Source organism: Sphingomonas sp. SDUR79, from assembly GCF_056821745.1.
In genome coordinates, this window is record NZ_JBPDIN010000001.1 from 1,398,520 (window position 1) to 1,425,183 (window position 26,664).

At 65.7% G+C, this 26,664-nt stretch carries 19 protein-coding genes and 1 other RNA gene; 6 read left to right on the forward strand and 14 right to left on the reverse strand.

Features of this window, described 5'->3' with window-relative positions; translation table 11 throughout:
- Positions 1-416: 416 nt before the first annotated feature.
- The 10 genes from ACRYLO_RS06755 to ACRYLO_RS06800 form a co-directional block, all read right to left on the reverse strand.
- On the reverse strand, positions 417-4,964 hold the full coding sequence (locus ACRYLO_RS06755; RefSeq protein ID WP_482659456.1) for a CHAT domain-containing protein: 4,548 nt from the start codon (positions 4,962-4,964) through the stop codon (positions 417-419).
- Positions 4,965-5,037: 73 nt separating this feature from the next.
- An RNA gene (gene rnpB, locus ACRYLO_RS06760) (RNase P RNA component class A) lies at positions 5,038-5,434 on the reverse strand.
- 17 nt (positions 5,435-5,451) lie between these two features.
- Positions 5,452-6,087, reverse strand: a complete 636-nt coding sequence (locus ACRYLO_RS06765) for a DUF2306 domain-containing protein (RefSeq protein WP_482659457.1) — start codon at positions 6,085-6,087, stop codon at positions 5,452-5,454.
- Positions 6,084-6,449: a hypothetical protein gene (locus ACRYLO_RS06770; protein ID WP_482659458.1), complete on the reverse strand. Its 366-nt coding sequence runs from the start codon at positions 6,447-6,449 to the stop codon at positions 6,084-6,086. The genes ACRYLO_RS06765 and ACRYLO_RS06770 overlap by 4 nt, the downstream gene beginning before the upstream one ends.
- Before the next feature lie 25 nt (positions 6,450-6,474).
- A complete protein-coding gene (gene ilvD, locus ACRYLO_RS06775) occupies positions 6,475-8,196 on the reverse strand; it encodes a dihydroxy-acid dehydratase (protein WP_482659459.1) in 1,722 nt (573 codons plus the stop codon).
- A 7-nt stretch (positions 8,197-8,203) separates the two neighbouring features.
- Positions 8,204-8,935, reverse strand: a complete 732-nt coding sequence (locus tag ACRYLO_RS06780) for an N-formylglutamate amidohydrolase (protein ID WP_482659460.1) — start codon at positions 8,933-8,935, stop codon at positions 8,204-8,206.
- On the reverse strand, positions 8,932-9,660 hold the full coding sequence (locus ACRYLO_RS06785) for an enoyl-CoA hydratase/isomerase family protein (protein ID WP_482659461.1): 729 nt from the start codon (positions 9,658-9,660) through the stop codon (positions 8,932-8,934). Before ACRYLO_RS06785 ends, ACRYLO_RS06780 begins: the two co-directional genes overlap by 4 nt.
- A 175-nt stretch (positions 9,661-9,835) precedes the next feature.
- On the reverse strand, positions 9,836-10,669 hold the full coding sequence (locus ACRYLO_RS06790; protein WP_482661692.1) for a 4-(cytidine 5'-diphospho)-2-C-methyl-D-erythritol kinase: 834 nt from the start codon (positions 10,667-10,669) through the stop codon (positions 9,836-9,838).
- Positions 10,666-12,234, reverse strand: coding sequence for a tetratricopeptide repeat protein (locus ACRYLO_RS06795; RefSeq protein ID WP_482659462.1), 1,569 nt, complete (start codon positions 12,232-12,234; stop codon positions 10,666-10,668). Before ACRYLO_RS06795 ends, ACRYLO_RS06790 begins: the two co-directional genes overlap by 4 nt.
- 25 nt (positions 12,235-12,259) lie before the next feature.
- Positions 12,260-13,921, reverse strand: coding sequence for an electron transfer flavoprotein-ubiquinone oxidoreductase (locus ACRYLO_RS06800; RefSeq protein WP_482659463.1), 1,662 nt, complete (start codon positions 13,919-13,921; stop codon positions 12,260-12,262).
- A gap of 115 nt (positions 13,922-14,036) precedes the next feature.
- On the opposite strand from ACRYLO_RS06800, the gene ACRYLO_RS06805 reads away from it, so the two are divergent.
- Genes ACRYLO_RS06805 through moaB form a run of 3 tightly spaced genes read left to right on the forward strand, consistent with a single transcriptional unit; the run spans position 14,037 to position 17,054 of the window.
- Positions 14,037-14,768, forward strand: a complete 732-nt coding sequence (locus ACRYLO_RS06805; protein ID WP_482659464.1) for a uracil-DNA glycosylase family protein — start codon at positions 14,037-14,039, stop codon at positions 14,766-14,768.
- Positions 14,765-16,537 (forward strand): lytic transglycosylase domain-containing protein, encoded by a 1,773-nt coding sequence (locus ACRYLO_RS06810; RefSeq protein WP_482659465.1) that lies wholly within the window; start codon positions 14,765-14,767, stop codon positions 16,535-16,537. The genes ACRYLO_RS06805 and ACRYLO_RS06810 overlap by 4 nt, the downstream gene beginning before the upstream one ends.
- Positions 16,527-17,054: a molybdenum cofactor biosynthesis protein B gene (gene moaB, locus ACRYLO_RS06815; protein ID WP_482659466.1), complete on the forward strand. Its 528-nt coding sequence runs from the start codon at positions 16,527-16,529 to the stop codon at positions 17,052-17,054. The genes ACRYLO_RS06810 and moaB overlap by 11 nt, the downstream gene beginning before the upstream one ends.
- Positions 17,055-17,063: 9 nt before the next feature.
- On the opposite strand, the gene ACRYLO_RS06820 is transcribed toward moaB, so the two are convergent.
- Positions 17,064-17,585, reverse strand: a complete 522-nt coding sequence (locus ACRYLO_RS06820; RefSeq protein WP_482659467.1) for a YbjN domain-containing protein — start codon at positions 17,583-17,585, stop codon at positions 17,064-17,066.
- 138 nt (positions 17,586-17,723) lie between these two features.
- Between ACRYLO_RS06820 and ACRYLO_RS06825 the strand changes: the two genes are divergently transcribed.
- Positions 17,724-18,794, forward strand: coding sequence for a PA0069 family radical SAM protein (locus ACRYLO_RS06825; protein ID WP_482659468.1), 1,071 nt, complete (start codon positions 17,724-17,726; stop codon positions 18,792-18,794).
- Here ACRYLO_RS06825 and ACRYLO_RS06830 read toward each other — a convergent pair.
- Positions 18,791-20,200, reverse strand: coding sequence for a hypothetical protein (locus ACRYLO_RS06830; protein WP_482659469.1), 1,410 nt, complete (start codon positions 20,198-20,200; stop codon positions 18,791-18,793). The genes ACRYLO_RS06825 and ACRYLO_RS06830 overlap by 4 nt on opposite strands.
- Positions 20,201-20,328: 128 nt before the next feature.
- Between ACRYLO_RS06830 and ACRYLO_RS06835 the strand changes: the two genes are divergently transcribed.
- Both ACRYLO_RS06835 and ACRYLO_RS06840 read left to right on the forward strand, forming a co-directional pair.
- A complete protein-coding gene (locus ACRYLO_RS06835) occupies positions 20,329-20,772 on the forward strand; it encodes a helix-turn-helix transcriptional regulator (RefSeq protein WP_482659470.1) in 444 nt (147 codons plus the stop codon).
- A gap of 102 nt (positions 20,773-20,874) precedes the next feature.
- A complete protein-coding gene (locus tag ACRYLO_RS06840) occupies positions 20,875-21,417 on the forward strand; it encodes a DUF4199 domain-containing protein (RefSeq protein WP_482659471.1) in 543 nt (180 codons plus the stop codon).
- 18 nt (positions 21,418-21,435) lie between these two features.
- On the opposite strand, the gene ACRYLO_RS06845 is transcribed toward ACRYLO_RS06840, so the two are convergent.
- Entirely contained in the window at positions 21,436-23,034 is a 1,599-nt protein-coding gene (locus ACRYLO_RS06845; protein WP_482659472.1) for a long-chain fatty acid--CoA ligase, read from the reverse strand.
- An 83-nt stretch (positions 23,035-23,117) separates the two neighbouring features.
- The gene (gene dnaE / locus ACRYLO_RS06850) at positions 23,118-26,600 is read right to left on the reverse strand and encodes a DNA polymerase III subunit alpha (protein WP_482659473.1); all 3,483 of its coding nucleotides are present in this window, start codon (positions 26,598-26,600) and stop codon (positions 23,118-23,120) included.
- Positions 26,601-26,664: the final 64 nt, after the last annotated feature.

The window sequence follows — 26,664 nt, forward strand, 5'->3', positions numbered from 1 at the left end:
TAATCTTGGCCACAAACCCTGCGCCCAATGGAATCCCCGCACTCAGGGATGCGCCCGCACCAATCAAAAGGCAGCAGGGATGAACTTTACCCTCGCCATCCCTCAAAAGACCGGCAACGTCTTCGACCGTCCAATCGCTCCTCGACATGCACCCCCCTATTTCCGCACAATAAATAGGCCATTGGATGCACCCGCAACCCTAAAATTCGACGATTGCCCTCCCTTTTTTCTTTCGAGCGAAGTCGCGATACATCGTTATCACTACGCCTGCGCAATCCACGGCGAAGATATCATCTCCCCCGCTTCACCTAACCGTCACTCCACCAACGAGCGAGCCGCCGCTCATGAGGTCTCATCACGGCGCTCTCGCGCGCTGGGGTGATCAGCAAGGCCACACCTTCGTACTTCCCCCGCTATCACTGCCAATTGCCCAACAGCACGAAGGGCGCCCAATAGAATGGATGGGCATAGCCGGTAACGGCCGGCCCGGTCGGACCATCCTGTCGCGCGCGGCCATTGCCGCGGTCGGTGCCGGTTCCGCCCTGCGTTGTCATCAGGGCGATCTGGGCCTGGCGCAACGATTCGGCCTTGCTTGACCCACCCTTGGCGTGGATCGCGTAGAAGCGCTGCATCAGCACGGCAGTGGATTCGTCCGCAACGGACCAGAGTGAGGCCAGAACCGCCGACGCGCCCGCCCCTTGCGCGATCTCCGCCAGGCTCGCATCGACCTCCGACCCGTTTTGGTTTCCGCCGGGTACGCCGGTCTGACAGGCCGAAAGCGCAATCAAATCGACCTCATAGGCCGTAAAGCCCCCGTCTTTAATGAACTCGGTGAGTGGCAGTTCCTGACCCGTCCCCAGCAGCAGGAACGACTTATCCGCTCGCGCCGGATCGAGCGCGAAGTGCGACGCAATATGGATCACAGTATAACTGCCGCTCATCGCTGCGCCCAGCGCCGCGCGGTCGAACGCACCGTCCAGCTTGACCACCCCCGGCAGCACCCCGGTTGCCCCACCCTCGGCACGGACAATCCCCGCCAACTCGGCCGGAACCGCAGGCAATGGGCTAAGCCCCGCCCCGCCCTGGCTCGCGCCCAGCGCTGCTACACTCCATGCGGTCGCATTGGACGGGCCCGTCTGAACCTCCTCAATCGAGCGGAATGCGCTGAACGCATAGCGCTCCGCCAGCCACTGTTTGCCGTCATGCAGCGCCGCCATCGGCAGATAGCGCAGCGCATCGTCGAGGGAGAGCATCACATGCTGAATCCCCGCTGCACGCAGGGCCCTGTCCACCGGCTCGAACAGCGACCGATAGAGCTTCGCGGCAGGGTCGGTGATGAACACCGCTTTGTCGCTGATCGCCTGGCGATAGAGGCCGATGTCCTTGCGCATCGCGATCATGTCGACCGGCACCACGACCGACTTCTGAAAGCTGGCGGTGGTGATGAGCCAGTGAATACGATCGGGCAACACGACCGCGTGCAGTGCAGCAACTCCCTTTCCCAACCGTCGCACGGCGGGCATGAGGCGCGGCTGGATCTGCGCGACCCGATCCGCCTTTGCCTGCCGATCCGGGGCTAGCGCAATATCGAGCTCGGCGACGACATTGGCGACTTCGCCCAGCTCGCTGCGAAACGCAGTTTGCGCAGCCGCCAGCGCAGTGACCGCAGCGGCCAGTTCCTGCTGCTGCGCGGGGGTCAAACTGCCCTGTCGCTGAAGCACAACAAGCCGGTCGCGCGCCGCCCCCGCCTGCGCCAGCGCTGCAGTGGCCGCGTCGAATGCAGCCATGCTCTGCGTCTGCTTGGCGTCGAGCGGCATCTGGTCGAACGCCTCGCCCTCGCGCCGCTTGTCGCGGGTATAGTTATAGCTCTCGAAATCCTTGAGCATCGCCAGCACATGCTCGGCCTCGCCGAACCGGCCCATTTCCATGAAAATGCCGGCGAGATAGCGGTAGCGGTCCTGGTGCACGCGGATGAAACATTCGCGGATCGACGGATCGAGGTCTGATATCCGCTTGCGTGCGTCCTGCAGCTTGTTCACCGCGATCTTGGCGAAGAACAAGGCCGCCTCACGCCGACCGCCGCTGCTGGCCTCATTGGCGGCGCTCGACCAATGGCATGAGGATTCAATCAGGGCGAAATAATTGTCGCGGCTGCCGAACCGGCTGGCGAGCGCCGCTTCCTTGATCGCCAATGACCGGACCTTGGTCGCCAGATACTGGTCCATCTTGCCATAGAGGAGATAATGTTCCTCCAGACTGCGAAACCCTTCGAACACGGCATATTCGGACCCATTGTCGACCGCAGTGTCGAGCTCTTTGCGCAGCACCGCCTCGCGCGCCTCGAACGTCGGCTCCGCCGCTAGCCCCTCGGTCTGCGGGCCGATCGGGATCGGGGTGAAGCCTTCGATCTTGAGCAGGCATTTGATCGTTGCCTGTGCCCCGCACGCGGCCTGCCATTGCTTGGCATCGTAGCCGCCGCGCCGCACCGCCTCGGACAACCAGTAGCGCGCCTGCTTGACATCGGCGCTCATGCCCCAGCCCAAGGCCGAAGCCCGCACCATTGCCTCGGCGCCCCCGCTCCACTGCGTCGCCGCTGCATGCCGGAACCAGCGCAGCGCCATCGCCGGATCCTTGGCGACGCCCGATCCATGAAGATATGCCTCACCCAGCGCCACGCGTGCGCTGTAATCGCCACAATGCACCGCCCAGCGCAGCAGCCGGATCGCTTCCTTCGGATTAGCCTTGGTCCCGTCGCCCGCGAGATACATACGCGCCAGCATCACTGCATTGGCAAAGCTGAACGACGCCGCACGCTGCATCCATTCGAACGCCTGCGCGCGGTCATATTGCGGTGCGCCGGCCCGCTCGGCCTCTGTGAACTCCAACTCGCCCTTGTAATAGAGCGCCAGGCTCATCGCCGCGCTGCTCTCACCCCGGCGATAGGCTTCCTCCCATGCGCGCACCGCCTTGACTGCGCTCTTCTCGACCCCGAAGCCCCTGAGGTGCAGATAGCCGATCGCGCGCTGCGCATCTGCCGAACCACGTTCGGCGGCGATCTCGAACCATTTCAACGCTGCGGTCGGGTCGCCCGCGCCATCATCGAGCAGCCGCCAGGCATATTTGGCGGCGGCCTCTCGCATCCCCAGCTTCGCCAGCGCTTCGAACAGCGGAATGTAGGATGCATCGCCGTTGAAGTTGAACGCAGAGGGCGTGTCGAACTGCGCAAGCAACGCGGTCCTGCGACCCTCCGGCAGCGCCTTGAACTCGTCCCCCTCGGCATAACGCGCCAGCTCGCGCAGCGCCGCTTCCTGCAGCTTTAGGTCGAGCATCAGCTTGAGCTGATATTCCTTCGCCACCGACGGGTCGCTGGCGGCCTTGGTATATTGCACCGCCAGCCCGAACTGCTGCGTCGCGAGCTTGCCCGCCTGCAACGCCTGGGCGACATCGATCAGCACCTTCGGGTCCGTCAGCGCTACAATCTTGCGGCGCCATGGCGCGCTATCGATCTTCAGTCCGCCCGCCTCGATCAACGGTCCGGGATGGGCGAGCGCGGCAAGCGCCCAGCCCGCCCCTAGTTCGGCGCGCGCGGTCAGAACACGCAGCGCCTCGGCCCGATCGGCATCATCGGGCGCGTCACGCAGGATCACTTCGACAAGGTCCCGCGCAGCGCTGTCCTCACCGGCCGCGAGCGCCTTTTCATAATATTTGCGCGCGGCCTTGAGGTCCATCGGCACCTGCTTGCCGGCCGCGAACACATCGGCGGCCATCGCAATGTCCGTTGGATCATCGCTGTCCGCCAACTTGTGATACAGCCGGATCGCCGCCGGATTGTCGCTGGGGACACCGGTGAATTCGCCCGCTGCCAGATCCAGGGCCAGGCTACGCGTCGCGCTCATGCTGCCGAGCTCGGCGCCCTTGAGAAACCAGGCGCGGCCGGCTTCCAGGTCGCGGGGCATGCCCCTGCCGGCCTGGGCCATGACGCCAAGGCGTACCATCGCGTCGGTGTCGCCGGCATCGGCAGCTTTGCGATACCATGCGATCGCCATCTGAATATCGCTGACGACGCCGACCCCGTGCTCATAGAAGGACCCGAGGCGCCGCATGGCACTGGTCGAGCCACGATCGACCGCCAGACGCACAAAGTCCGCGGCGCCCTTTTCATCCTTCGGACCGCCCTCGCCGAACTGGAGCATCACGGCGTAATTCTCCGCGCCCCAACCCGACCCCTGATCGGCCGCGAGCCGGTACAACCGGCGCGCCTCGACCGGATCCTTGGGAACTCCCTGTCCCTCCTCGGCCATGTACCCCAGCGCCGCTATGGCGTCCGGTTCGCCCAGCTGCATCGCACGTCGATACCATTTGCGGGCAAGCGCAAAGTCCTGGGGCAGCCCGCTGGTGCCTAACCGATAATGTTCCGCCAGGGTCTCTGCCGCGCCGGCGTGGCCAAATTCGGCCGCGCGCGCATAGGTGGCGATCGCCGCCGGTACGTTCGCCGGCGTCCCGATGCCGTTCAGATAATATTCGGCCAACCGTCCGAGCAGCCAGACGTTGCGACCTTTCTCCCCCGACTTGGCCAATGCAAAGGCGCGCTGAGTATCTTTCGGCACGCCACTGCCGGATTCATACATCTGTGCCAGCGTGTTGATTGCTTGCAGGCTACCTCCGGCAGCGGCTCGCTCGATCAGGCCCAACGCCGCCTGGTCCTCGCCAGCCTTGCTCAGGGCGCGCCCGAGATTGGCCATGACCGCCGCGTCGCGCGGATGGGCTTCGAGCGCGCGACGACACAGTTCGATGGCCCGCTCGGCGACCATGTCGTCGAACTCGACGCCGGTCTTGTCGTCGGGGGTCGGCAGCCGCGCTTCTTGCGCGCACGCCTTGCGCAGATCGCCCTCCCGCGCCGCGGCAAGGCCGGGGGTCATCACGGCGAGCGATGCGCCCGCAAATAGGACGAAGCTGCGTTTCATCTGTCCCACCTTCGCCGTCCACTATCGGTCAGCGGGGGCGGCGGTGACAAGCCCCGCAATTCAGACGAAATTGGATGCCAGAGGGCCTGTAAGCCGGGTTCTGTCCACGCGGCCCTTTCCCCTTGCAGAGAGGTGCGCGCGATAGGCGACCATTCCTCTAGGCCCACATTTACATGGGGGCTCAAGCAATCAACCCGGGCCGCCGGGCGGAACTCCCGATGCGCGGCCCCTATTCGATCTTGCTCCCGGTGGGGTTTGCCGTGCCGCTTCCGTTGCCGGTCGCGCGGTGCGCTCTTGCCGCACCCTTTCACCCATGTCCTTACCCGAAGGCAGTGGACGGTCTGCTCTCTGTGGCACTTTCCCTGACCCCGGCGAACCGGGACCGCCGGGCGTTACCCGGCACCGTGTTTCCGTGGAGCCCGGACTTTCCTCGGTGCATTTGCATGCAACGCGGCCGCCCGGCCCTCTGGCAGCAGCGGCGATAGGCTCAATCGCGGCGCGGCGCAAATAGCGACTTCGCGGCGGGCCACCAGTGCAGCCAGAATTCCACCGCAAGCAATGGCAGGACAAAGCTGAGCCAGCCCCGCGTCGCCGCGCGCACCTCCGCATTTTCGATAAAGCCGAGCATGACCCCATCGCCCGCCGCCATCATCCGCACCCACACGAACGACAATGCGATCGCCGTGGCGCGGATGACGAACGCGCGGTGGAAGTCGAACCGTCGCCGCCGCGCCGCCTGCCACGCGATCAGCACGAAGCCGATCCACACTGCCGCGAACAGCGTCAGGGGCACCTGCGTCTCCTGCGCCGCGATCGTGCTGCCCAGATGCAGCGCAAACACCCCGGCCAACAGCGATGCCGCGAGATAGGCCCGCCCCAGCGCCCGGTGCAACCATGGCCAGCGCGCGCGCAGCGATCCCGCAAACTGGATCGGCGCGATCAGCAGCACGGGTATCGCCAGCGCGACATGCGCGAAATACCAGACTCGGCGCCCCCACAAGGTCTCACCCGTCGGAGCTTCCCGCGTGGCAATGAAGGCGAATGAGTCGGTCAGGAACCAGCAGGCTGCGACCGCGACGATCAGCCAGAACAGCGCCCAGCCCGATCGCCGCGCTGCGCTCACTTTCCGCCCGCGCCCTTTACCGTAGCGGGCAAGCGATAGCGCGCGTCGTCGATTTCCACCTCGATCGCATCCTTGTCGATGATCGTCACGCTCGCCGGTTTTGCGCCGTCGGCAGCAACTACCCCGCGCCCATCGCGCGTGACCCGTAGCCGGTGAAAGCCGCCATCGGGATGGCGCACGGTCAGGATCAGTCCATCCTGGGTCTGCGCCCGGTCGATCGTGCAGCGCGTGGTGAAGTCATCGCCGCCACCCAGCGCGCAGGGGATACGCCCCTCCGCTGCGTCGCGCGCCGCCTGCGTGCGCGCGTCCTGCGCGTGGTCCGCCTTGGTCTTGACCGGCCCCGGATCGCAGGCGGCGAGCATCAGCAACGCCGCCGCGCCCAAACATTCAGATATCCGCAAAGACATGCGTTTCGGACTTCGCCCCCGGATGCGTTACCGCGCCCTTATAGGCAGGTCCGACATTCTGCGCATAGCGCCACAGCGCGCCCGACTGATAATCGTTGCTTCGCGGCTGCCAGCGCGCTCGGCGCTCGGACAGCACCTCTTCAGCGACGAGCAGGTCGATCGTCCCAGCCTCGGCGTCGATGCGGATCGTGTCACCGTCCTCGACCAGCGCAATCGGGCCGCAATCGGCAGCCTCGGGCCCGACATGGCCGATGCAGAAACCGCGCGTGGCGCCGGAAAAGCGTCCGTCGGTGATCAGCGCGACCCTCTCACCCATGCCGAGGCCATAGAGCGCGGCGGTGGTCGACAGCATCTCGCGCATGCCCGGCCCGCCCTTCGGCCCTTCATAGCGGATCACGACGACTTCGCCCTCCTGGATCGACCGTGCTTCGACCGCGGCAAAGGCGTCTTCCTCACAATCGAAGCAGCGCGCCGGCCCCTCGAACTGCAATCGCGCCATCCCCGCGACCTTTACGATCGCGCCATTGGGGGCCAGGCTGCCGCGCAGGCCGACAACGCCGCCGGTCGGGGTGATCGGGGTCTTGACGTCGTAGATGACCTTCTGGTCCGGGTTCCACGTGACCTGATCGATATTCTCGCCCAGCGTCTTGCCGGTCACGGTCATGCAATTGCCGTCGAGCAGATCATTGGCGAGCATCGTCTTCATGAGCATGTACACGCCGCCTGCCTCGTACATGTCCTTTGCCACATATTTGCCACCCGGCTTGAGGTCAGCGATGTAAGGTGTTGATTTAAAAGCGTCTGCAACGTCGAACAGGTCGAAGTCGATGCCCGCTTCATGCGCCATTGCGGGCAGGTGCAACGCCGCGTTGGTCGATCCGCCGGTCGCCGCCACAACGCGTGCGGCATTGATGAAGGCTTCGCGTGTGCAGATGTCGCGCGGTCGCAAATTGCGCTCGATCAGCTCCATCACCTGGTACCCCGCAGCAATCGCGATCTGCTCCCGACTGCTATAGGGCGCAGGGACCATGTTGCTGTTGGGCAGCGACAGGCCGATCGTCTCGCCGACACAGGCCATGGTGTTGGCGGTGAACTGGCCGCCGCACGCGCCATGACCGGGGCACGCGACCTTCTCCATCGCATGCACTTCGCTGATCGGGCAGTTGCCCGCAGCAAAACGACCGACGACTTCGAACACGTCGACGACGGTGATGTCCTTTTCGTGGAAACGGCCGGGCAGGATCGAACCGCCATAAACGAAGATCGACGGGATATTGAGGCGCAGCATCGCCATCATCATCCCGGGCAGCGACTTGTCGCACCCGGCAAAGCCGACCAGCGCGTCATAGCAATGGCCGCGGACGCTGAGCTCGACCGAGTCGGCGATGACTTCCCGGCTGACGAGCGAGGATTTCATCCCCTGATGCCCCATCGCGATGCCGTCGGTCACGGTGATCGTGTTAAAGCGGCGTGGCATCCCGCCATTGTCCTGCACGCCCTTACGTGCAGCATCGGCCTGCGCATCCAGCGTGGTGTTGCACGGTGCGCTGTCATTGCCGGCGCTGGCGAGCGCGACGAACGGGCGGGCGATCTCTTCCTCGCTCAACCCCATGGCATAATAATAGCTACGGTGCGGGGCGCGCTCCGGCCCGACGGAGACGTGGCGCGAAGGCAGGCGGGATTTGTCGAAACGGTTGGTCATGGCGCGCCTATGTCGCCGCAGCCCGCCCCTGCGCAAGATGATCGCGCACGAATGTTACCAGATTTGCGAGAATTTCGCACCAACGCGCCACTCCGGCTGGATCAGAGATCAGGTCGTTCCGGATTTCGATGCCCAGATAGGGCGTTCCCGTCCCCTCGGCGTGCCGATTCATCGTCGCGTTGAGCAGGCGACCCGAATAGGGTTCATTGTCTCCAGTGACGATGCTCTGCGCCGCCAGCCAGTCGATCGCCGGGCGCGCCGCGCGCGCATCGCGGTTGTACAGGATGCCGGCCTCCCATGGGCGCGGCGCTGCGATGCCGTTCTCGAGCGCTGGGGTGAAGCTGTGGACCGAAACGATCAGCGCCGGGCGCTGCGCGCGCACCTGCGCCGCAATCGCGCGATGATAGGGGGCGTGGAAACGTGCGATCCGTTCCGCGCGATCTACACCTTCGTTGCCCGGGATCGCGTGACCGTCGCTGACGTGTGGGATCAGGCCGGGCGCATCGACCTCGCGATTAAGGTCGATCACCAGCCGCGACACGGTGGCGAGCAGCGCGGGCGCGTCCAGCCGCTCGGCCAGCCCCCGGCTTACCGCCGCCGCACCAATGTCGATCGCGATATGCTTGTCGCGCAAAACCGGATCGATGCCGAGATCGATGTCGCCGGGCACTTGGTTGCTGGCGTGATCGCACAGGATCAGCACATCGCCAGTCCCAGCGATCCGCTCCACCACGCTCACCTCTTTCCTCCCAGAAATGCGTCGAGGCGTTCCGCAAAGCCGGTTGCGCCGAACGCATCCTCGAACGCCTGATCGTGCGCCGAGGCCAAAGGGTCGCGCAGGATCGACTTTAGCAGACGCACCGCGTCGGGATCGTTGGCGCAGATCGTCGCGGCCATCGCCCGTGCCTGCTCGGCAGCATCGCTTGCACGGCAATGGGCGAGCCCGATCCGCAGCGCCTCGTCCGCGTCGATGCGGTCGCCGGTGAACAGCATCCGCGCCGCCTGCCCCGCTCCGACGCGCGCACGCAACCGTGCGACATCGCTGGCGGGATAGCCGATGCCGAGCTTCGCCGGCGTCGTCGCAAGCAGCGCCGCATCGCCGGCGACGACGATATCGCATGCGAGCGTCAGCGCCACCGCCGCGCCGAAGCATCCGCCGTCCACTCCAGCGATCACCGGGATCGGCAGCGCAGCCAGCGCCTCGATCCCGCGCTCCATCGCCAGCCGAAAGCGGGTGCGCAGTGCCGGGTTGGCGATCAGCGCAGGAAATTCGGATAGGTCCGCGCCGGCGGAGAAGGTGCCGGGCATCGCGGATTCGACGATCAGCACTTGCGCGCCGCTCGCCGCCACCGTCGCCGCCGCATCGGCAATCGCGTCCCACGCTGCGATCGGCAGTGCATTGCGCGCGCCGCCCCGGTCGAGCGTCAGCAGCGCGGTGGCTTGATCGAACTGAAGCCGGATCATCGGCGACCCAAAGGGCGAGGATGGCGCCCGCCCGAAAGCGGGGGCCACCCACGGGCGTCTCGCTCCCGGCGCATGACCCGCAGCCATCCCAAGGCAAGAACGGGGCCAGTTGCTCCACTCCTCCTGCGCAGGGAGCCGGGTATCGGGCCCTGCCCCAGTTCGGCACAGATAAGTGTCACGCGAGTTCCGTTTCGAGACACCACCAGCCCGGCGCCACCTGCCCGATGACCTGCGCCGCCGCAGTCCGATCCTCGATCGTGTCAAACAGCGCAAAGCAGGTCGCACCCGACCCCGACATCCGCACCAGCCACGCATTCGTCCCCCGCAGCGCCGCCAGAACATCGGCGATCACCGGACACAGCGCGATGGCTGGCTTCTCGAGGTCGTTGCGGCCCGCCACCGCGATCTCGCGCGCGCTTCCCTCGGGCAGGGGGCCACGATCGATGCCGTCCCAAGCCTGGAACACAGGCCCGGTCCCCAATGGCACGCCCGGGTTTACCAACAGCGCCGGGCACCCGGCGAGATCGTCGCCAGCCATATGCAAATCCGCACCGACCCCACGCCCCACCCGCGTCCGTCCGACGATGCATGCGCCGATGTCCGCGCCAAGATGCGCCGTCGCCAGCACCAGCTCCTTCCCGTCGCCATTGTGCACGTAATGGCGGTCAAGCAGCCGGATCATCGCTGCGGCGTCGGCGGAGCCGCCCCCAATACCCGCCGCCACCGGCAAATTCTTGACCAGCGTGATCGCTAACGGCGGCACGCCCCCGAACGGCGGCTGCCGCATTACATCCAACGCGGCGAGCACAAGGTTGTCGTGGGTCGACAGTCCTTCGGCAAAGGGGCCGACAATCGCCAGCTGGTCGGACTCGGCCTCGGCGATTGACAGGGAATCGCCATCGCGCACGAACGCGAACAGCGTCTCCAGCTCATGATAGCCATCGTCCCGCCGCCGCCGCACGTGCAGCGCCAGGTTGAGCTTGGCCGGAGCGGGCTCGATCAGGATCAGTTTGCCGCCATCCTCTCCACGACGCCATCGGCCAGTTTGGTCGCCAGCCGCGCCTTCTGCGCATCATCGGCATAGATCGACGCCGCGCGCCAGGCATAGCGCGCCTCGAACCGCCGCCCGGCGCGCCAATACGCATCGCCGAGATGCTCGTTGATCGTCACGCTGCCCGGCTGTCCCTGCGCCGCCTGTTCCAGCAACGGGAGCGCGCGAGCCAGATCGCCGATGCGAAAATAGCCCCAACCAAGCGAGTCGGTGATCGCCGGATCATCGGGACGCAGTCGGTTGGCGCGTTCGAGCAGCGCGACTGCGGCGGTCAGATTTTCCCCGCGCTCGACTTGCGCATAGCCGAGATAGTTCAACGCCACCGGTTCGTCGGGTGCCAGCTCCGCGGCTTTGCGCAGATGCGGCAGCGCGCTGGCCCAGTCCCCCGCCCGTTCGAGGGCACCGCCAAGCTGCAAATGATGGATCCAGTTGGCCTCAGCACCCGCCCGTGCCAGAGCCTCCGCATAGAGCGGCGCGGCCTCGGCATCGCGCCCCTGATCGGCCAGCAGGTCGGCATAGCGCCGGAGATCCCGCTGGCTCGCACCTTGTGCGGTCGCGAGCGATTGCGCGAGCGCCAGCGCGCGGTCGGGATCGCCCTGTTTGCGGCGCAATTCGATCTGCTCAGCCACCGCCGCACTATAAAATGGGCTTGCGGTCCGGATCGTCCCCAGCACGAGCTGCGCCCGGTCGATCGCACCCTCGTCACCCAGTGCGGCAGCGAGCAACAGCCGGGCGCGATCATCGCGAGCGTCGAGCGAGAGGGCAGATCGCGTCAACAGGATCGCAAGAGTCTGCGTCTCCTGCCCCTGCAAATCAGCGGCAAGCCGCGTCAGCAGCCGACTGATCCCGAACGCAGCGCCGGGTCGCGCCGCAACCAGCGCCTCGCGCAGCCCGACCATCGTGGGATCGTCCCCCGCCAGCAATTCGCGCGCCGCACGCCGGTCACCGATTCCCGCCAACAGGCTTGCCGCGTTCCAGCGCAAGTCGATACTGCCCGGGTCGCTCCCCAGCGCAGCGCGCAACGCCGCCACCCCTTCATCGCGCCGGTTCGACGCGAGCAACAGCAACGCGCGATGCTCGGCGATGTAGCGGCGGCTAAGTCCGCTCTCCGTGGCGGCGTCGAGGAACTGGAACGGATCGCCCCCGCGGTCGAACGCCAGCCAGGCGCGCAGGACCGGGGCGAGGAAATCGAGTGGCCCGGCCCCGATCCGCCCCAATGCATCGTCGGCAGCAAGCTTGTTCTTCGACCGCACCGCATCGGCGAAGGCAAGGATCGCGGTGTCCGGCGGGGCCACGTTCGAACGGAGGAGTACCGCCGCTGCCCGTCGCGCCAGCACCAGATCGCCCGCCGCCAGCGCATTGCGATACGCACGGATCGCGACCACCTCGTCCCCCGGCGCGGCCGTGAGCGCAGCGGCATAGCCCGCAGCGGCGGTATCGACCGCACCATCCGCTGCCGCCGCGCGCGCCTTTACATAGGCACCCAGATCGGCCTGCGCCGCCCCGGGCAACAGGACCGCCAACGCCGCAGCAGACCAGGCGAGATGCTTACATATTGGGATAGTTCGGACCTCCGCCGCCCTCCGGGACGACCCAATTGATATTCTGCGTCGGGTCCTTGATGTCACAGGTCTTGCAGTGGACGCAATTCTGCGCGTTGATCACGAACTTCGGGTCGCCCGTTTCCTCGCCGACAATCTCGTAAACACCCGCCGGGCAGTAACGCTGCGCCGGCTCGTCATACATCGGCAGGTCATAGGCGACCGGGATGTCCGGGTCCTTCAGCGTCAGATGGACCGGCTGATCCTCCTCATGGTTGGTGTTCGACAGGAACACCGACGAGAGGCGGTCGAAGGTCAGCACGCCATCGGGCTTGGGATAGTCGATCGGCTGGACCAAATCCTTGCGCCACAGGCTCTCATGGTCGGGCTTGTGGCCGAGCGTGAAGGGCATTTTGAAGCCCCAGCTTTCGAGGAACATGGTGACATTGGCGAGGCCGGAGCCGACGAGGTCGCCGAATTTCTTGACCAGCGGCACGACGTTGCGAACGATGCTGAGCTCCTTGTAAAGCCAGCTCGCTTCGAACGCTTCCGGATAGGCGGTCAGCTCGTCACCCGAACGATCGGCAGCGACCGCCGCGAAGGCTGCCTCAGCCGCCAACATGCCGCTCTTCATCGCGCCATGCGTACCCTTGATACGCGGCACGTTGAGGAAGCCCGCGCTGTCGCCGATCAGGGCGCCGCCGGGGAACACCAGCTTCGGGATCGACTGCAACCCGCCATCGCTGATCGCGCGCGCGCCATAGCTGACGCGCTTGCCACCCTTCAGGATCTCCGCAATCGCCGGATGCGTCTTCCAGCGCTGCATTTCCTGGAACGGCGAGAGATAGGGGTTGGAGTAATTGAGCCAGGTGACGAAGCCCAAAGCCACCTGCCCATTCGCCTGATGGTACAGGAACCCGCCGCCATTCGACCCGGCGGTCTCGTTGAGCGGCCAACCCTGGGTATGGATCACCTGGCCCGGCTCGTGCAGCGCGGGGTCGATGTCCCACAATTCCTTGACGCCAAGGCCATAGATTTGCGGCTCGACACCCTCGCACAGCCCGAACTGGCGCTGGATCTGCTTCGACAGATGGCCGCGCACGCCCTCACCGAACAGCGTGTAGCGGGCATGCAGCTCAAGCCCGGGCTGATAATCATGCTTGCGCGTGCCGTCGCGCGCCACGCCCATGTCGCCGGTCGCAACGCCCTTCACCGACCCGTCTTCATGGTAAAGGATTTCGGCCGCGGCAAAGCCGGGGAAAATCTCGACGCCCAGCCCCTCGGCCTGTTCGGCCAGCCAGCGGCACAGGCTGCCGAGGCTTCCGGTATAGGTGCCCTCATTGTGCATGAATTTGGGCGTGATGAAGTGCGGGATCGCCCATTTGCCCTTTTTCGACAGCAGCCAATGCTGGTTGTCGGTCACCGGCACCTGCGCCAGCGGGCAGCCGGAGTCGCGCCAGTCGGGCAGCAGTTCGTCCAGCGCCTTGGGATCGATCACCGCGCCCGACAGGATATGCGCGCCGACCTCGGACCCTTTTTCGAGCACGCAGACCGCGATCTCGCTGCCCGCTTCATTGGCCAGCTGTTTCAACCGGATCGCCGCCGCAAGGCCCGCCGGCCCCGCGCCCACGATCACCACGTCATACGGCATCGACTCGCGTTCGCTCACTTCCTGTCTCCTCTCGGAACACCGGCGTAACATCTCGTCGTGTGTCCGGCGCGTTCCGTCCCTCCCCCGATGAAGGCAGATTGACGCTGGCGTCAAGGCATGACTCTGTGAACCGATGGGTATCGAGGGGGCAACCGACTGGCGCGCCGAAGCCGCAAGCGCACTGAACTGGTGGCGCGACGCGGGCGTCGATGTGCTCGTCGAGGATGACCCGCGCGACTGGGCCGCGCGCCCTGCCGCTACGGCACAGCCTGACGCCCCGGTTCGTGTCGCCAACGCCGGCCCGGAACCCGAAGCGCCGCTCCCGGCATCGATCGAAGCGTTTCTCGACTGGCGCTATGGCGCCGGCGCGCCCGAAGCCGCGATCGGTGAACCGATCGTTGCAGCGGAGGGCAATCTCGCCGCCCCGCTGATGATCGTCACCGATCTGCCGGAGTTCGACAGCGTCCCCGCCTTGCTCGACGGCGCGGCGGGCCGCTTGTTCGACCGAATTCTCGCCGCGATCGGCCAGTCGCGCGAGTCGATCTATCTGGTCCCGCTTTGCGCCGCGCGACCGATCACGGGTCAGGTGCCGCGCGATTTCGAAGAGAAGCTCGGTGAAGTCCTGCGGCATCACATCGCACTGACAGCGCCTTCGCGGCTCCTGCTGCTCGGTCAGGCGACGAGCCGTGCCGTTCTCGGGACTGACGCAGCCAGAAATGCTGATGGTTTAACGCCATTTAACTATTCCGGGGGTAAATGTGACGTCGTCGCCATCCGACATCCGCGCTTTCTGTTGAATAAGCCGGCGGCCAAGGCCGACGCCTGGAAAGACCTGCAATTGCTAATCGGGGAGCAGAGCCTGTGACTGCGCGTATCCTGCTAGCCGCTTGTGCATTGATCGCACCGCTGACGGCCCATGCCTCGGACGAACGAACAGCCCCAATTGAGCGGCGGGAGGCGAGCGATGGCGTTCCCGCTCAGCTCGCCCGCGAAGAGCGCGAGGCTTATCGCGCCGTGTTCGCCGCGATCCGCGAAGCGCGCTGGTCCGATGCTCAGATCAAGCTCGACGCGATGCGCCCCGGCCTGCTGCATGCCACCGCGCGCGCCGAACTCTATCTGGCCAAGGGGTCGCCCAAGGTTGAGCTGCCGCAGCTGATGGCACTGCTCGGCGAAGCGCCCGAACTGCCTCAGGCCGACCAGATCGCACGCCTCGCCAAGCTGCGCGGGGCGAGCGAGCTGCCCAGCCTGCCCGCAGCTCAGCGGATGATCTGGCATGCCGGTGCGCCGATCCGCAAACGCTACCGCTCGGCCAAGTCGGACGCTGCAGCGGCGCAGGTGGCGACCGCCATGGCTCCGCTGATCAAGCTCGACGACGCCCCCGGGGCCGAGGCGCTGCTCGATACCCGCGCGGCCGACCTCGACCCGGAAACGCTGACCGAATGGCGGCAGCGGATCGCGTGGATGTACTACACGACCGGTCGCGACGCCGATGCCCGCCGCGTTGCCGCACTGGCGCAGACCGGGAGCGGCGAGTTCGCGCCGCTGGCCGATTGGGTTCAGGGCCTCGCCGCGTGGCGCCAGAATGACTGCGCCGGTGCGCAGGCTGCGTTCACCGCCGTTGCGCAACGCGCCGCCGACACCGAAAAGCGCACCGCCGGCCTGTACTGGGCCTCGCGCGCCGACATGGCATGCGGCCGCCCCGACCTGGTCAGCACCCGCCTGAAGAGCGCGGCGCAGCATGACGAGACCTTTTACGGCATGCTCGCGCGTCAGGCGCTGGGCATGAAGGAAGCGCCCGTGCGCGCCGAGAAATTCGTCGCCGCCGACTGGAAGGCGCTCGACCGCCGCCCCAATGTCCGCGTCGCTGCCGCACTGGCGGAGATCGGTGAGGATTCGCTGGCGAGCGACGTCATCAAGCATCAGTCGAAGATTGGTGACGCGCGCGAACATGGGTCGCTCACTCGCCTCGCCGGTCGACTCGGCCTGCCCGCCACCCAGCTCTGGCTGACCCACAATTGCCCGGTCGGCGCGCGCCCGGTCGAAGAAGCACGCTACCCCGCGCCCGACTGGACCCCCGATGGCGGCTGGCGCGTCGACAAGGCGCTGGTGTTCGCGCACACGCTGCAGGAATCGCGCTTCGACGCCAAGGTGCAGAGCCCGGCCGGTGCCTATGGCCTGATGCAGATCATGCCCGCCGCCGCCACCGACATCGCCCGCAAGCGCGGCGTCACCATCGGCCGCGCCGACCTTACCCGCCCCTCGACGAATATCGAGGTTGGCCAGTCCTATATCGAACAGCTGCGCGATCAGGCGTTCACCGGTGGCCTGCTGCCCAAGGTCATCGCCGCCTATAATGCCGGACCGACTCCCGTGACGAACTGGAACGTCCAGATCCGCGACAAGGGCGATCCGCTGCTGTACATCGAAAGCATCCCCTATTGGGAAACGCGCGGCTATGTGATGACCGTGCTGCGCAACTATTGGATGTATGAAAAACATGCCGGGCGCGAGAGCAGCAGCCGCGCGGCGATGAGCCAGGGGCTGTGGCCCAAGGTGCCGGGCAGCAACGGGGCGTCGGCAGTGCGGATGACCGCGTCGATCCCGCAGGACGACCGCGTCACCAGTGCCAATTGACGGCAGCATCGCGTTCCGCCCCGTCCGGATCGCAATCCTCACCGTCTCCGATACCCGGACCCACGCGGATGACCGCTCGGGCGATACGCTGGTCGAACGGCTGACCGGGGCGGGCCATGCTCTCGCCGACCGCGCCATCGTTGCCGACGACCCCGACCTGATCGTCGGTAAGCTGCATGCCTGGATCGACGACGAACAGGTCGACTGCATCATCACCACCGGCGGCACCGGCGTCACCGGTCGCGATGTCACGCCCGAAGCGCTGGAGCGGGTCGCCGACAAGATGATCCCCGGCTTTGGCGAACTGTTCCGTTGGCTCAGCTATGCCAAGATCGGCACGTCCACGATCCAGTCGCGCGCCACCGCCTGCGTCGCGCGCGGCACCTACATCTTCGCGCTTCCCGGATCGACCGGCGCGGTCAAGGACGGCTGGGACGGCATCTTGGCGAGCCAGCTCGACATCCGTCACCGCCCCTGCAATTTCGTCGAATTGATGCCGCGCCTGCGCGAGCGCTAGGCGTCGCCCTCAGCTTTTTGCCGTTGGCTTTGGCGGAATATTCTCGTCGAAAAACTTGCCCAGATCACCCAGCACCGCCTCCCACGTCGCCAGCACATCTGAAAAGTTCTTCTTGTTCAGGCCGCCGATCGTGGTCACGTCCCAGTTCACGATCAGTTGCCCCTCGTCGTTCACCCGCATCTGGGAAAAGCGCTTCACCGAATTCCACTTGTTCGCCAATTCGGCCGTGTTTTCCGGTTCCTTCACGAACGTCACACGAAACTGCAGCGAATCGCACGCCTTAGTCTCCGCACAGCCGTAGAACAGCGTGTCGAAATTATACCCTGCTGCGCCGCTCTCGATCAGCGGATCGCCTTGATTGTCGACCTGCAGCTTGGCCTTGTACCCCGCCTCCCGAAACGCCTCGACGACGGACTTCGGATTGCTCGCGCACACCATTTCAGCTGCGCAGGGCTCTTTGTCCTCGGCAGCTGCCGGAGCGGTAAACGCAGCAAGGCAAAACAAGCTGGCAGGCAGGTAAAGGCGGCGCATCGATTCCCCCACTTTAACGACCCGAACAGATCTGGTGCGGGTAAGGTGCACCGGTCAACCAATTTAAATCGGGCGCAAAACAGGTCCAGACACCGATATGTTCTTGTTTTGTTTCCACTGCGGGTGTAGTGCCGGGCGATGTCCGACCCCCGCCCCGCCCGCGGCGCGACGCACAATCGCGCGAGCAGCCGCTTCGCGCTTCCTGCGCGCGAAGCGGACGGCGACTGGCTGGACGCGCGCGACGATATCGACGGAGCAGCGCCCCCGCTGCGCACCACTGTCACCGTCGAGCATCCGCGTACGATTCTGTCGCGCAACCAGTCGCCGGATATCCCGTTCGACCGATCGGTGAACCCCTATCGCGGGTGCGAGCATGGCTGCATCTATTGCTTCGCGCGACCGACCCATGCCTGGCATGACCTGTCCCCGGGGCTGGACTTCGAGACGAAGCTGTTCGCCAAGCCCGATGCCCCCACGCTGCTCCGCGCCGCGCTCGCGAAGCGCGGCTATGTCTGTGAACCGATCGCATTCGGCACCAATACCGATCCTTACCAGCCGATTGAGGCGACCTGGCGGATCACGCGCGAGTGCATTACGGTTCTGGCCGAGTGCAACCACCCGATTACCATCACGACCAAGTCCGACCGGGTAACCCGCGACATCGACTTGCTCGGGCCGATGGCGGCAAGGGGACTCGCGGCGGTGATGCTGTCCGTCACCTCGCTCGATCCCAAGGTTGCGATGACGGTGGAGCCCCGCGCGCCGCACCCCGAACGCCGCCTCGCCGCCGTGGCAAGGCTGCGCGCAGCAGGCATCCCGACCTTCGTTTCGCTTTCCCCCGTCATTCCGGCGATCACCGACCACGAGATCGAACACATCATGGAGCGTGCTGCGGAAGCGGGAGCGCTCGGCTGTTTCTACCTCCCGGTCCGTCTGCCGCACGAAGTCGCACCGCTGTTCCGCGCCTGGCTGGACGAACATTTCCCCGACCGCGCGGCAAAGGTGATGGCAACGATCCAGTCCCTGCGCGGCGGGCGCGACAACGACCCCAATTTCCACACCCGCATGCGCGGTCAGGGACCCTGGGCGGAACTGCTGCGCACCCGGTTCAGAATCGCGGCCAAACGGTTCGGACTCGATCAGCCCTTCCCTCCGCTCCGCCGCGACCTGTTTCGCCCACCCGCCGGGGATCAGGGCGAGTTGTTCTAGGTCAGGATAACGCGAGCGCCGTCGCGGCGGACCGCGACATCATTGGCTTCCAGCAGCTCGGCGATGAACGCCGCCGGGTCGGGCACGCCCCTGTCGAGGAACGTCCGCACCTCCGCTGCGCCCACCCCGCCGACCGCTGTGAATGCGCCGATCCAGTCGTGGGCAGTCACCAGTCCCGCTTTCCGGTTCGGTTCGATCAGGGTTTGCAGCCACGTGAACAGGTCGCTCTTGGGATCACGCTTGCCCGCAGCCCCTTCGGCCGCCATCATCAGAACCGCGCCGCAGTCGTAATTCGCGCGATGTTCGCCGCGCTCCAGCGCACCCGATAGCGGCTTGCTACCATTGACCGTGATGCACCCGTCGATCGAACGCTGCAGCCGTGCGCGAACATCATAGGCCGGGTCGTAATGGGCCAAGGCGCGCACTGCCATCAGGTCGGCGGCGCCCTCGGTCATCCATGATTCGCTGCGCCGTTTGGCGCGCACGGTCTGGCCCATCCAGAAATGAGCGCCCTCATGCCCGATGAACCATCGCGTCTGGGCGATCAGGGCAGGCTTGGGATCGACCATCCCAGTGCCTTTCAGGTTCATCACCACCATGCCGTCGAGCACGCTGCCGCCCTGCGACACCCCTTTGAACGCGGTGCCACCCCATGCAGCAAGCAATGTCGGCCGCGCACCCGCCGGCTTACCCAGACGCTGGGTGTAGAAATCGAACAGACGCGGCGTGAACCGATCCAGTTCGTCACGCGTCCACTGCGGGAGACCGGGATCGATGATCCCGACAAAGGCGGGCGTCGCGACCGCGCGCGCGGACCCGGAATAGATATAGCTTTGCTGCTTTTCGAGCTTCAGCCTCACCTCGTCGCGGTATAGCTTGCCCTCCAATAACAGCGTCTTTCCCGGATCGCGTACGGTCAGTCGCGTCGGCACCTGATCGAACGGAAATCCGTTCAGGTCGAGTGGCAACTCCTTCGCGGCGGCGCTCGATGCCAGCGGCGCAAGCAGGTGATGATCGCTGTAAACCCCGACCCCACCGTCGGAGAAGGCGAGCACCGGTTGATAATCTGCAATGAGAGGGTCGATATAGGGCGTGACGCGAATGCGGACATAGCTCAGCGGGCGTCCGTCTCCGATCAGCACGTCGTAATGCCCGATGCGCTCAAGGCGAATGCCCGGCGTCTCGATCTGAAAGCTTCGCGCGCGCCACGGCTTGCCGTCTAGAGCATTCGACGAGCGGACGAAGAACCATGCCGGTGCCGCGCGAGAGAAGCGGTACTCAAGCAGCCAAGCCCCATTCCTATCGCGGCTGAGCACCGCATCGGTCCGCCCCTTGCCGGCGCGCGCTGCAGCCTCGCCCAACGGGGCCAGCGTCGCGAAGACCAAAGCCAGGAGCAGGAGGACCAATCGAACGTTTCGCATCCGATGTGTATTACATGATCAATACAGCCGCACAAGATGTCGATCGTGAGGTCGCGACGGGGCTGAACACGCTCCCGCTTGCCTTGCTCCGCGCGCGGAGTGATGCTGCACACATGCAGAAGCGACGCTGGCCCGACTTGCACTGGTGGCGACACGCCGCGCTTTACGGCGTGCTGCTCGCACTGGCGGCGGCGCTGTTGCAGTGGCTCGATTATCGTTGGCTGGCCCGGACGCTGTCGTTTGAATTCTATCTGTTGCTCGTCGCGATCGGCTTTCTCGCGGTCGGTCTCTATGTCGGTGCGCGGGTGATCGGGCGCCCGGCACCGGTGCGCGAGCCCGGCAACCCGGACGCACGCAAATCGCTCGGGGTCAGCGAGCGCGAAATGGCGGTGCTGGTCGAGCTGGCTGCGGGCTATTCGAACAAGGAAATCGCCCGGCGGCTCGACGTATCGCCCAACACGGTCAAGACCCATGTCGCGCGTCTGTTCGAAAAGCTGGGCGCGCGGCGACGCACCGACGCCATCGCGCGGGCGCGGGAGATCGGGTTGCTGTCCTGAACGAAATTGGGGTGATCGCCGCCAAATCACCCCTTTGGGCGATTGCTCCAAACGCGCTGCGGACCGCAACTGGCGCGACCTGAAGCAAAAGGAGGGACCACCATGCAACGCATCATCCTGACCTATGGCGTGATAGCCGGTTTCGTCGTCGCCATTCCCCTGTTCCTGATGGGCACGCTGATGGCCGACAATCCGCCGAGCGGCGCGGTCGGCATGGCGATCGGCTATCTCATCATGCTGATCGCCTTCACCGCCATCTTCGTCGCGGTGAAGCGGCATCGCGACGACCATAAGGGCGGCGTCATCCGCTTCCTGCCCGCGCTCGGCATGGGCGTGGCGATCGCGCTCATCGCAAGCCTGTTCTACGTCGTCGCGTGGGAGGCGGTGCTCGCGATCAATGGCGGTGATTTCATCGCGGAGATGAGCGCCAAGATGCTTGAGGAAGAACGCGCGGCGGGTGCCACACCAAGTGAGCTTGCCGCGCTTCAGGCAAAGATGGCGCAGATGCAGGGACTCTATGCCAACCCGCTGTTCCGCGTGCTGATCACACTGACCGAAATTCTCCCGATCGGGTTGCTCGTCGCACTGGTTGCCGCCGCCACGCTCGGGACCTTGCCCCGTCCGTTTCAGAAACGCCGAGCCTGAACCGCTACCGGCGGCGGGTCACTCCGCCGCCGCAAAGCGGAAGTCGCGATATTGCTCGCGCAACGCCGTCTTGAGCAGCTTGCCCGTCGCGGTGTGCGGCAGCGATTCGACGAAACGGATCTCGTCGGGCAGCCACCATTTCGCGACCTGGGTCGCCAGATGCTGCTGCACCTGCATCGCCGTGACATCGCTCCCCGGCTTGCGCACCACCAGCAGCAGCGGACGTTCGTCCCATTTGGGGTGATAGATGCCGATCGCCGCCGCTTCGGCAACGCCGGGACAGCCGACCGCGGCATTTTCCAGCTCGACCGAGCTGATCCACTCGCCGCCCGACTTGATCACATCCTTGGCGCGGTCGGTAATCTGCATGATCCCGTCGGGATGCAGGACCGCGACGTCGCCGGTATCGAACCACCCATCTTCGGTCAGACACGGGCCGTTCGTGTCCTGGAAATATTGCTTGATGATCCACGGCCCCCTGATCTGCAGCCGACCCGAGCTGACGCCATCGCGTGGCAGGATCGTGCCATCCTCATCGACCGTGCGCAGCTCGACACCGAAGGGCGCGCGCCCTTGAAACACCGTCTTTTCGACCTTCTGCTGAAAGCTCAGATCGTCCCAGTCGTGCGTCGGCGCGCCCATCGTCCCGATTGGCGAGGTTTCGGTCATGCCCCAGGCGTGGTTGACCCGTGCCCCCATCTTCATGATCCGCTCGATCATCGCCCGCGGCGCGGCCGATCCGCCGATCGTCACCACCTTCAGATGCTGCGGCGCTTCGCCTGTCGCATCCATGTGCTGGAACATCGCAAACCACACGGTCGGCACCCCCGCGGTATGCGTCACCCGCTCGCGGTTCATCAGATCGCACAGCGTCTTGCCGTCATTCACCGCCGACATGACCAGCTTCACCCCCGCCATCGGCGCGGCGAACGGCAGGCCCCAGCCGACCGCATGGAACATCGGCACCACCGGCAGCACGACCGACTGGGTCGACAGGTCAAAGACGGCTGGCTGCAGCTCCGCCATCGCATGGATCATCGATGAGCGGTGGGTGTAGAGCACGCCCTTGGGGTTACCCGTCGTGCCGCTGGTGTAGCAGAGCATGCACGGCTCGCGCTCGTCACCCTCGACCCAGCTGTAATTGCCGTCCTCCGCGCCGATCACCGCCTCGAAGCTGTCGGGGCCGTCGCCATCGAACACGATATAATGCTCGATCGTCTTCCATTGCGGCTTCAGCTTGTCGACGATCGGCTGGAACATGCGGTCATAGATCAGCACGCGATCCTCGGCATGGTTCCCGATATAGGCGAGCTGATCCTCGAACAGGCGCGGGTTGATCGTGTGGACGATGCCGCCCATGCCGATCGTGCCATGCCATGCGACCAAATGGCGGCTGTGGTTCATCGCCAGCGTCGCGACGCGATCGCCCGGCTTGATGCCGCGCCGCTCCAAAGCCTGCGCCAGCTTGCGCGAATCCCGCGCAATTCCGGCCCAGTTGGTCACGGTCTCGCTGCCATCGGCCCAGCGGCTGATGATTTCGCGCGATCCATATTCGCGCTCGGCATGCTCGATCACCCGAGGTACCCGAAGCTCGAAATCCTGCATCGCGCCCAGCATCACTCTCTCCTTATTTGTACGGCTTTCCGTATTCGTAAGGCCATCCTGTCCGTTCGAGCGCGGGGATGCAAGGGGAAGGCGCGTCAGCTCGCCAGCGCCAGTCTCGGCTGTTCGGTCGGCTTGAGTTCGGCGCGCTCGATCCCCGGCAGTCCCTCGATCCGCGTTGCTAGTTCGCCGTCGAGCCTGAAATTGCGCCCCAGCACCAATTCCGCTTCGCCACCATCGGGAAGCGGCGCGTCGATCACCACCTCGCACCGCCCGCCGCGCGCGTCCTCCAGCAATTTCGCGACCGCCGCCAGAGCGCCGGCCTCACGCACCGCCATCCGCAGCGTCAGCCGCACGTCCTTCGCCATGCCCTCGAACGGCTGGACCTTGCGCACCGTCACGCGCGCGCTGTCCTCGCCCGGCCGCCGGTCGAGCTCGACCGTCAGGATACCGCAGCCGCCAACGCGCGCCGCATCCTCCATCTCCTTGGCGGTAAACTCCTCGAAACAGGTGCACGGCACCGTCCCGCTCGCGTCGGACAGCGTCGCCATCATGTAACGCTTACCCCGCGCGGAGGTGCGCCAGCGCGCATCCTCGATCAGCGCGGCGATCGTCGCCCCGGCACGCCCGCCCTCGGCAATCTCGATCTCGTTGAGGCTGGCAATGCTGCGCGCCGAATGCAGCCGGGCGAGATGCTGGTAGCGATCGAGCGGATGCGCCGAGAAGAAGAAGCCGAACGCCTCTTTCTCCGCCTCGATCCGCTGGCCCAATGTCCAGTGCGCGCTCTTGGGCAGCTGGATTGCCGATCCGACCGGCTCGGCTTCGCCAAACAGGCCGCCCTGCCCGCTGGTGCGGTTCTCGTGCGTGCGCTGCGCCACCGCCATGATCGTCTCGGCGGCGGCATGCACCTTGGCGCGATCCGGCGCGACGCTGTCGAACGCCCCCGCCCCCGCCAGCGCCTCGACCTGACGCTTGTTCAGCAGCCGCGGATCGACCCGCCGCGCGAAATCGTCCAGGCTCTGGAACCGCCCCTTGGCCTGACGCTCCTCGACCACCAGCTCCATCGCCCGCTCACCGACGCCCTTCAGGCCGGCCAGCGCATAGCGCACGGCAAAGCCGTCGCCATGTTCGGCCACCGAAAACTCCGCCTCGCTGGCATTGATGTCGGGCGGCAGGCAGGGGGTGCCGAGCCGCTTCATATCCTCGACGAACACCGCCAATTTCTCGGTCTGGCCAAGTTCGAAGCACATCGACGCGGCATAGAATTCGTGCGGATAATGCGCTTTCAGCCAGGCCGTGTGATAGGCGAGCAGCGCATAGGCCGCCGCGTGCGACTTGTTGAATCCGTACCCGGCGAACTTGTCGATCAAGTCGAACAACTCGTTGGCCTTGGCTTCGGAGATGTTGTTGACCTTGGCACAGCCCTCGACGAACAGCGCGCGCTGCGCGTCCATCTCCGCCTTGATCTTCTTGCCCATCGCGCGGCGCAGCAAGTCCGCGCCGCCGAGCGAATAGCCGGCCAGGATCTGCGCGGCCTGCATCACCTGTTCCTGATAGACGAAGATCCCGTAGGTTTCCTTGAGGATCCCCTCCAGCAGCGGGTGCGGATATTCGATCGGCTCCAGCCCCTGCTTACGCCGCCCGAACATCGGGATATTGTCCATCGGACCCGGGCGGTAGAGCGAGACGAGCGCGATGATGTCGCCGAAATTGGTCGGCCGGACCGCCGTCAGCGTGCGCCGCATCCCTTCGGATTCGAGCTGGAACACGCCGACCGTCTCACCGCGCTGGAGCAGCTCGTACACCGCCGGATCGTCCCAGCCGAGCGCGGCCAGGTCGATGCTGATATTGCGCGCGGCGAGCAGGTCGACCGCCTTTTGCAGCACCGACAGCGTCTTCAGGCCGAGAAAGTCGAACTTCACCAGCCCGGCGCCCTCGACATATTTCATGTCGAACTGGGTCACCGGCATGTCCGAGCGCGGATCGCGGTAGAGCGGCACGAGCTCGGCCAGCGGGCGGTCGCCGATCACCACGCCCGCCGCGTGGGTGGACGAGTGACGCGGCAGCCCTTCCAGCCGCATGGCCAGGTCGATCAGGTGGCGGACGTCGGTCGCGCCGTCATATTCCGCCTTGAACTCGGCGACGCCGTTCAGCGATCGCGACAGCGTCCACGGATCGGTCGGGTGGTTCGGCACCAGCTTCGCGAGGCGATCGACCTGCCCATAGCTCATCTGCAGCACGCGCCCGGTGTCCTTGAGCACCGCGCGCGCCTTCATCGTTCCGAATGTGATGATCTGCGCGACCTGATTGCGCCCGTATTTCGCCTGGACGTAGCGGATCACCTCGCCACGCCGCGTTTCGCAGAAATCGATGTCGAAGTCGGGCATCGACACACGTTCCGGGTTCAGGAAGCGCTCGAACAGCAGCCCCAGCGCCAGCGGATCGAGATCGGTGATGGTCAGCGCCCAGGCGACCACGCTGCCCGCGCCCGAACCGCGCCCCGGCCCCACCGGAATCCCGTTCGCCTTGGCCCATTTGATGAAGTCCGCGACGATCAGGAAGTAACCGGGGAACCCCATCTGCACGATGATGTCGGTCTCGAACGCCAGCCGGTCGAAATATTCCTGGCGCTTGGCCGGCTCGGTGATCCCGGCAACTTCAAGTCGCGCCTCGAGCCCCGCACGCGCATCGGCGCGCAACTGCGCCGCCTCCCCCTCGATATCGCCGGCGAGGCTGGGCAGGATCGGCTTGCGCTTCGGCGCGGCAAAGGCGCAGCGCTGCGCGACGACCAGCGTGTTGTCGATCGCCTCGGGCAGATCGTCGAACAGCCGCTTCATCTCGGTCGCGGGCTTCATCCACGCATCAGGTGAGGAGCGCTGGCGATCGTCGCTCGCGACATAGGCTGAGCCGGCAATGCACAGCATTGCGTCATGCGCCTGATGGAAATCGGGCACGGCATAGCAGGCCGGGTTGGTCGCGACGATCGGAATGCCGCGGTCATAAGCCAGCTCAAGCAACCGCGGCTCGGCACGCGCCTCGATCTCATCCAGCCGCCGAATGATCTCGATATACAGCCGGTCGCCGAACAGCGCCTGCAGCCGGTCGGCATAGGCGAAAGCCGCTTCGTCCTGCTCCTCGGCGAACAGCCGCGTCAGCCCGCCCTCGCGCCCGGCCGTAAGCGCGATCAGCCCGTCGGTCCGCCCCTCCAGCGCTGCGAACGGGACGTGCGCGTCCTTCTCGATCGGCCGGTCGAGATGCGCCATCGACACGAGGTGGCAGAGATTTTCATACCCCGCCGCATCCTGCGCAAACAGCGCCAGCCAGTCGAGCGGCGGGGTCACGCCATCGGGCATGTCGGGCCGCTCGACGCAGAGCAGCGACCCGATGATCGGCTGAACCCCCGCCTTCTTGGCAGCATCGGAATAGGGCATCGCGGCATACAGCCCGTTGCGATCACACAGCCCCGCCGCCGGAAAACCCAGCTCCCGCGCCCGCGAAGCAATCGCCTTCGGCTCGATCGCGCCCTCCAGCATCGTGTAGGCGGAAAAGACGCGAAGGGGCACGAAACCGGAATGAGGCATAAGGGTGGTTATATGGACCCGATCGCGGGAGGGCAAAGCGAGCGAGCTGTTTGTCCACAGCTAA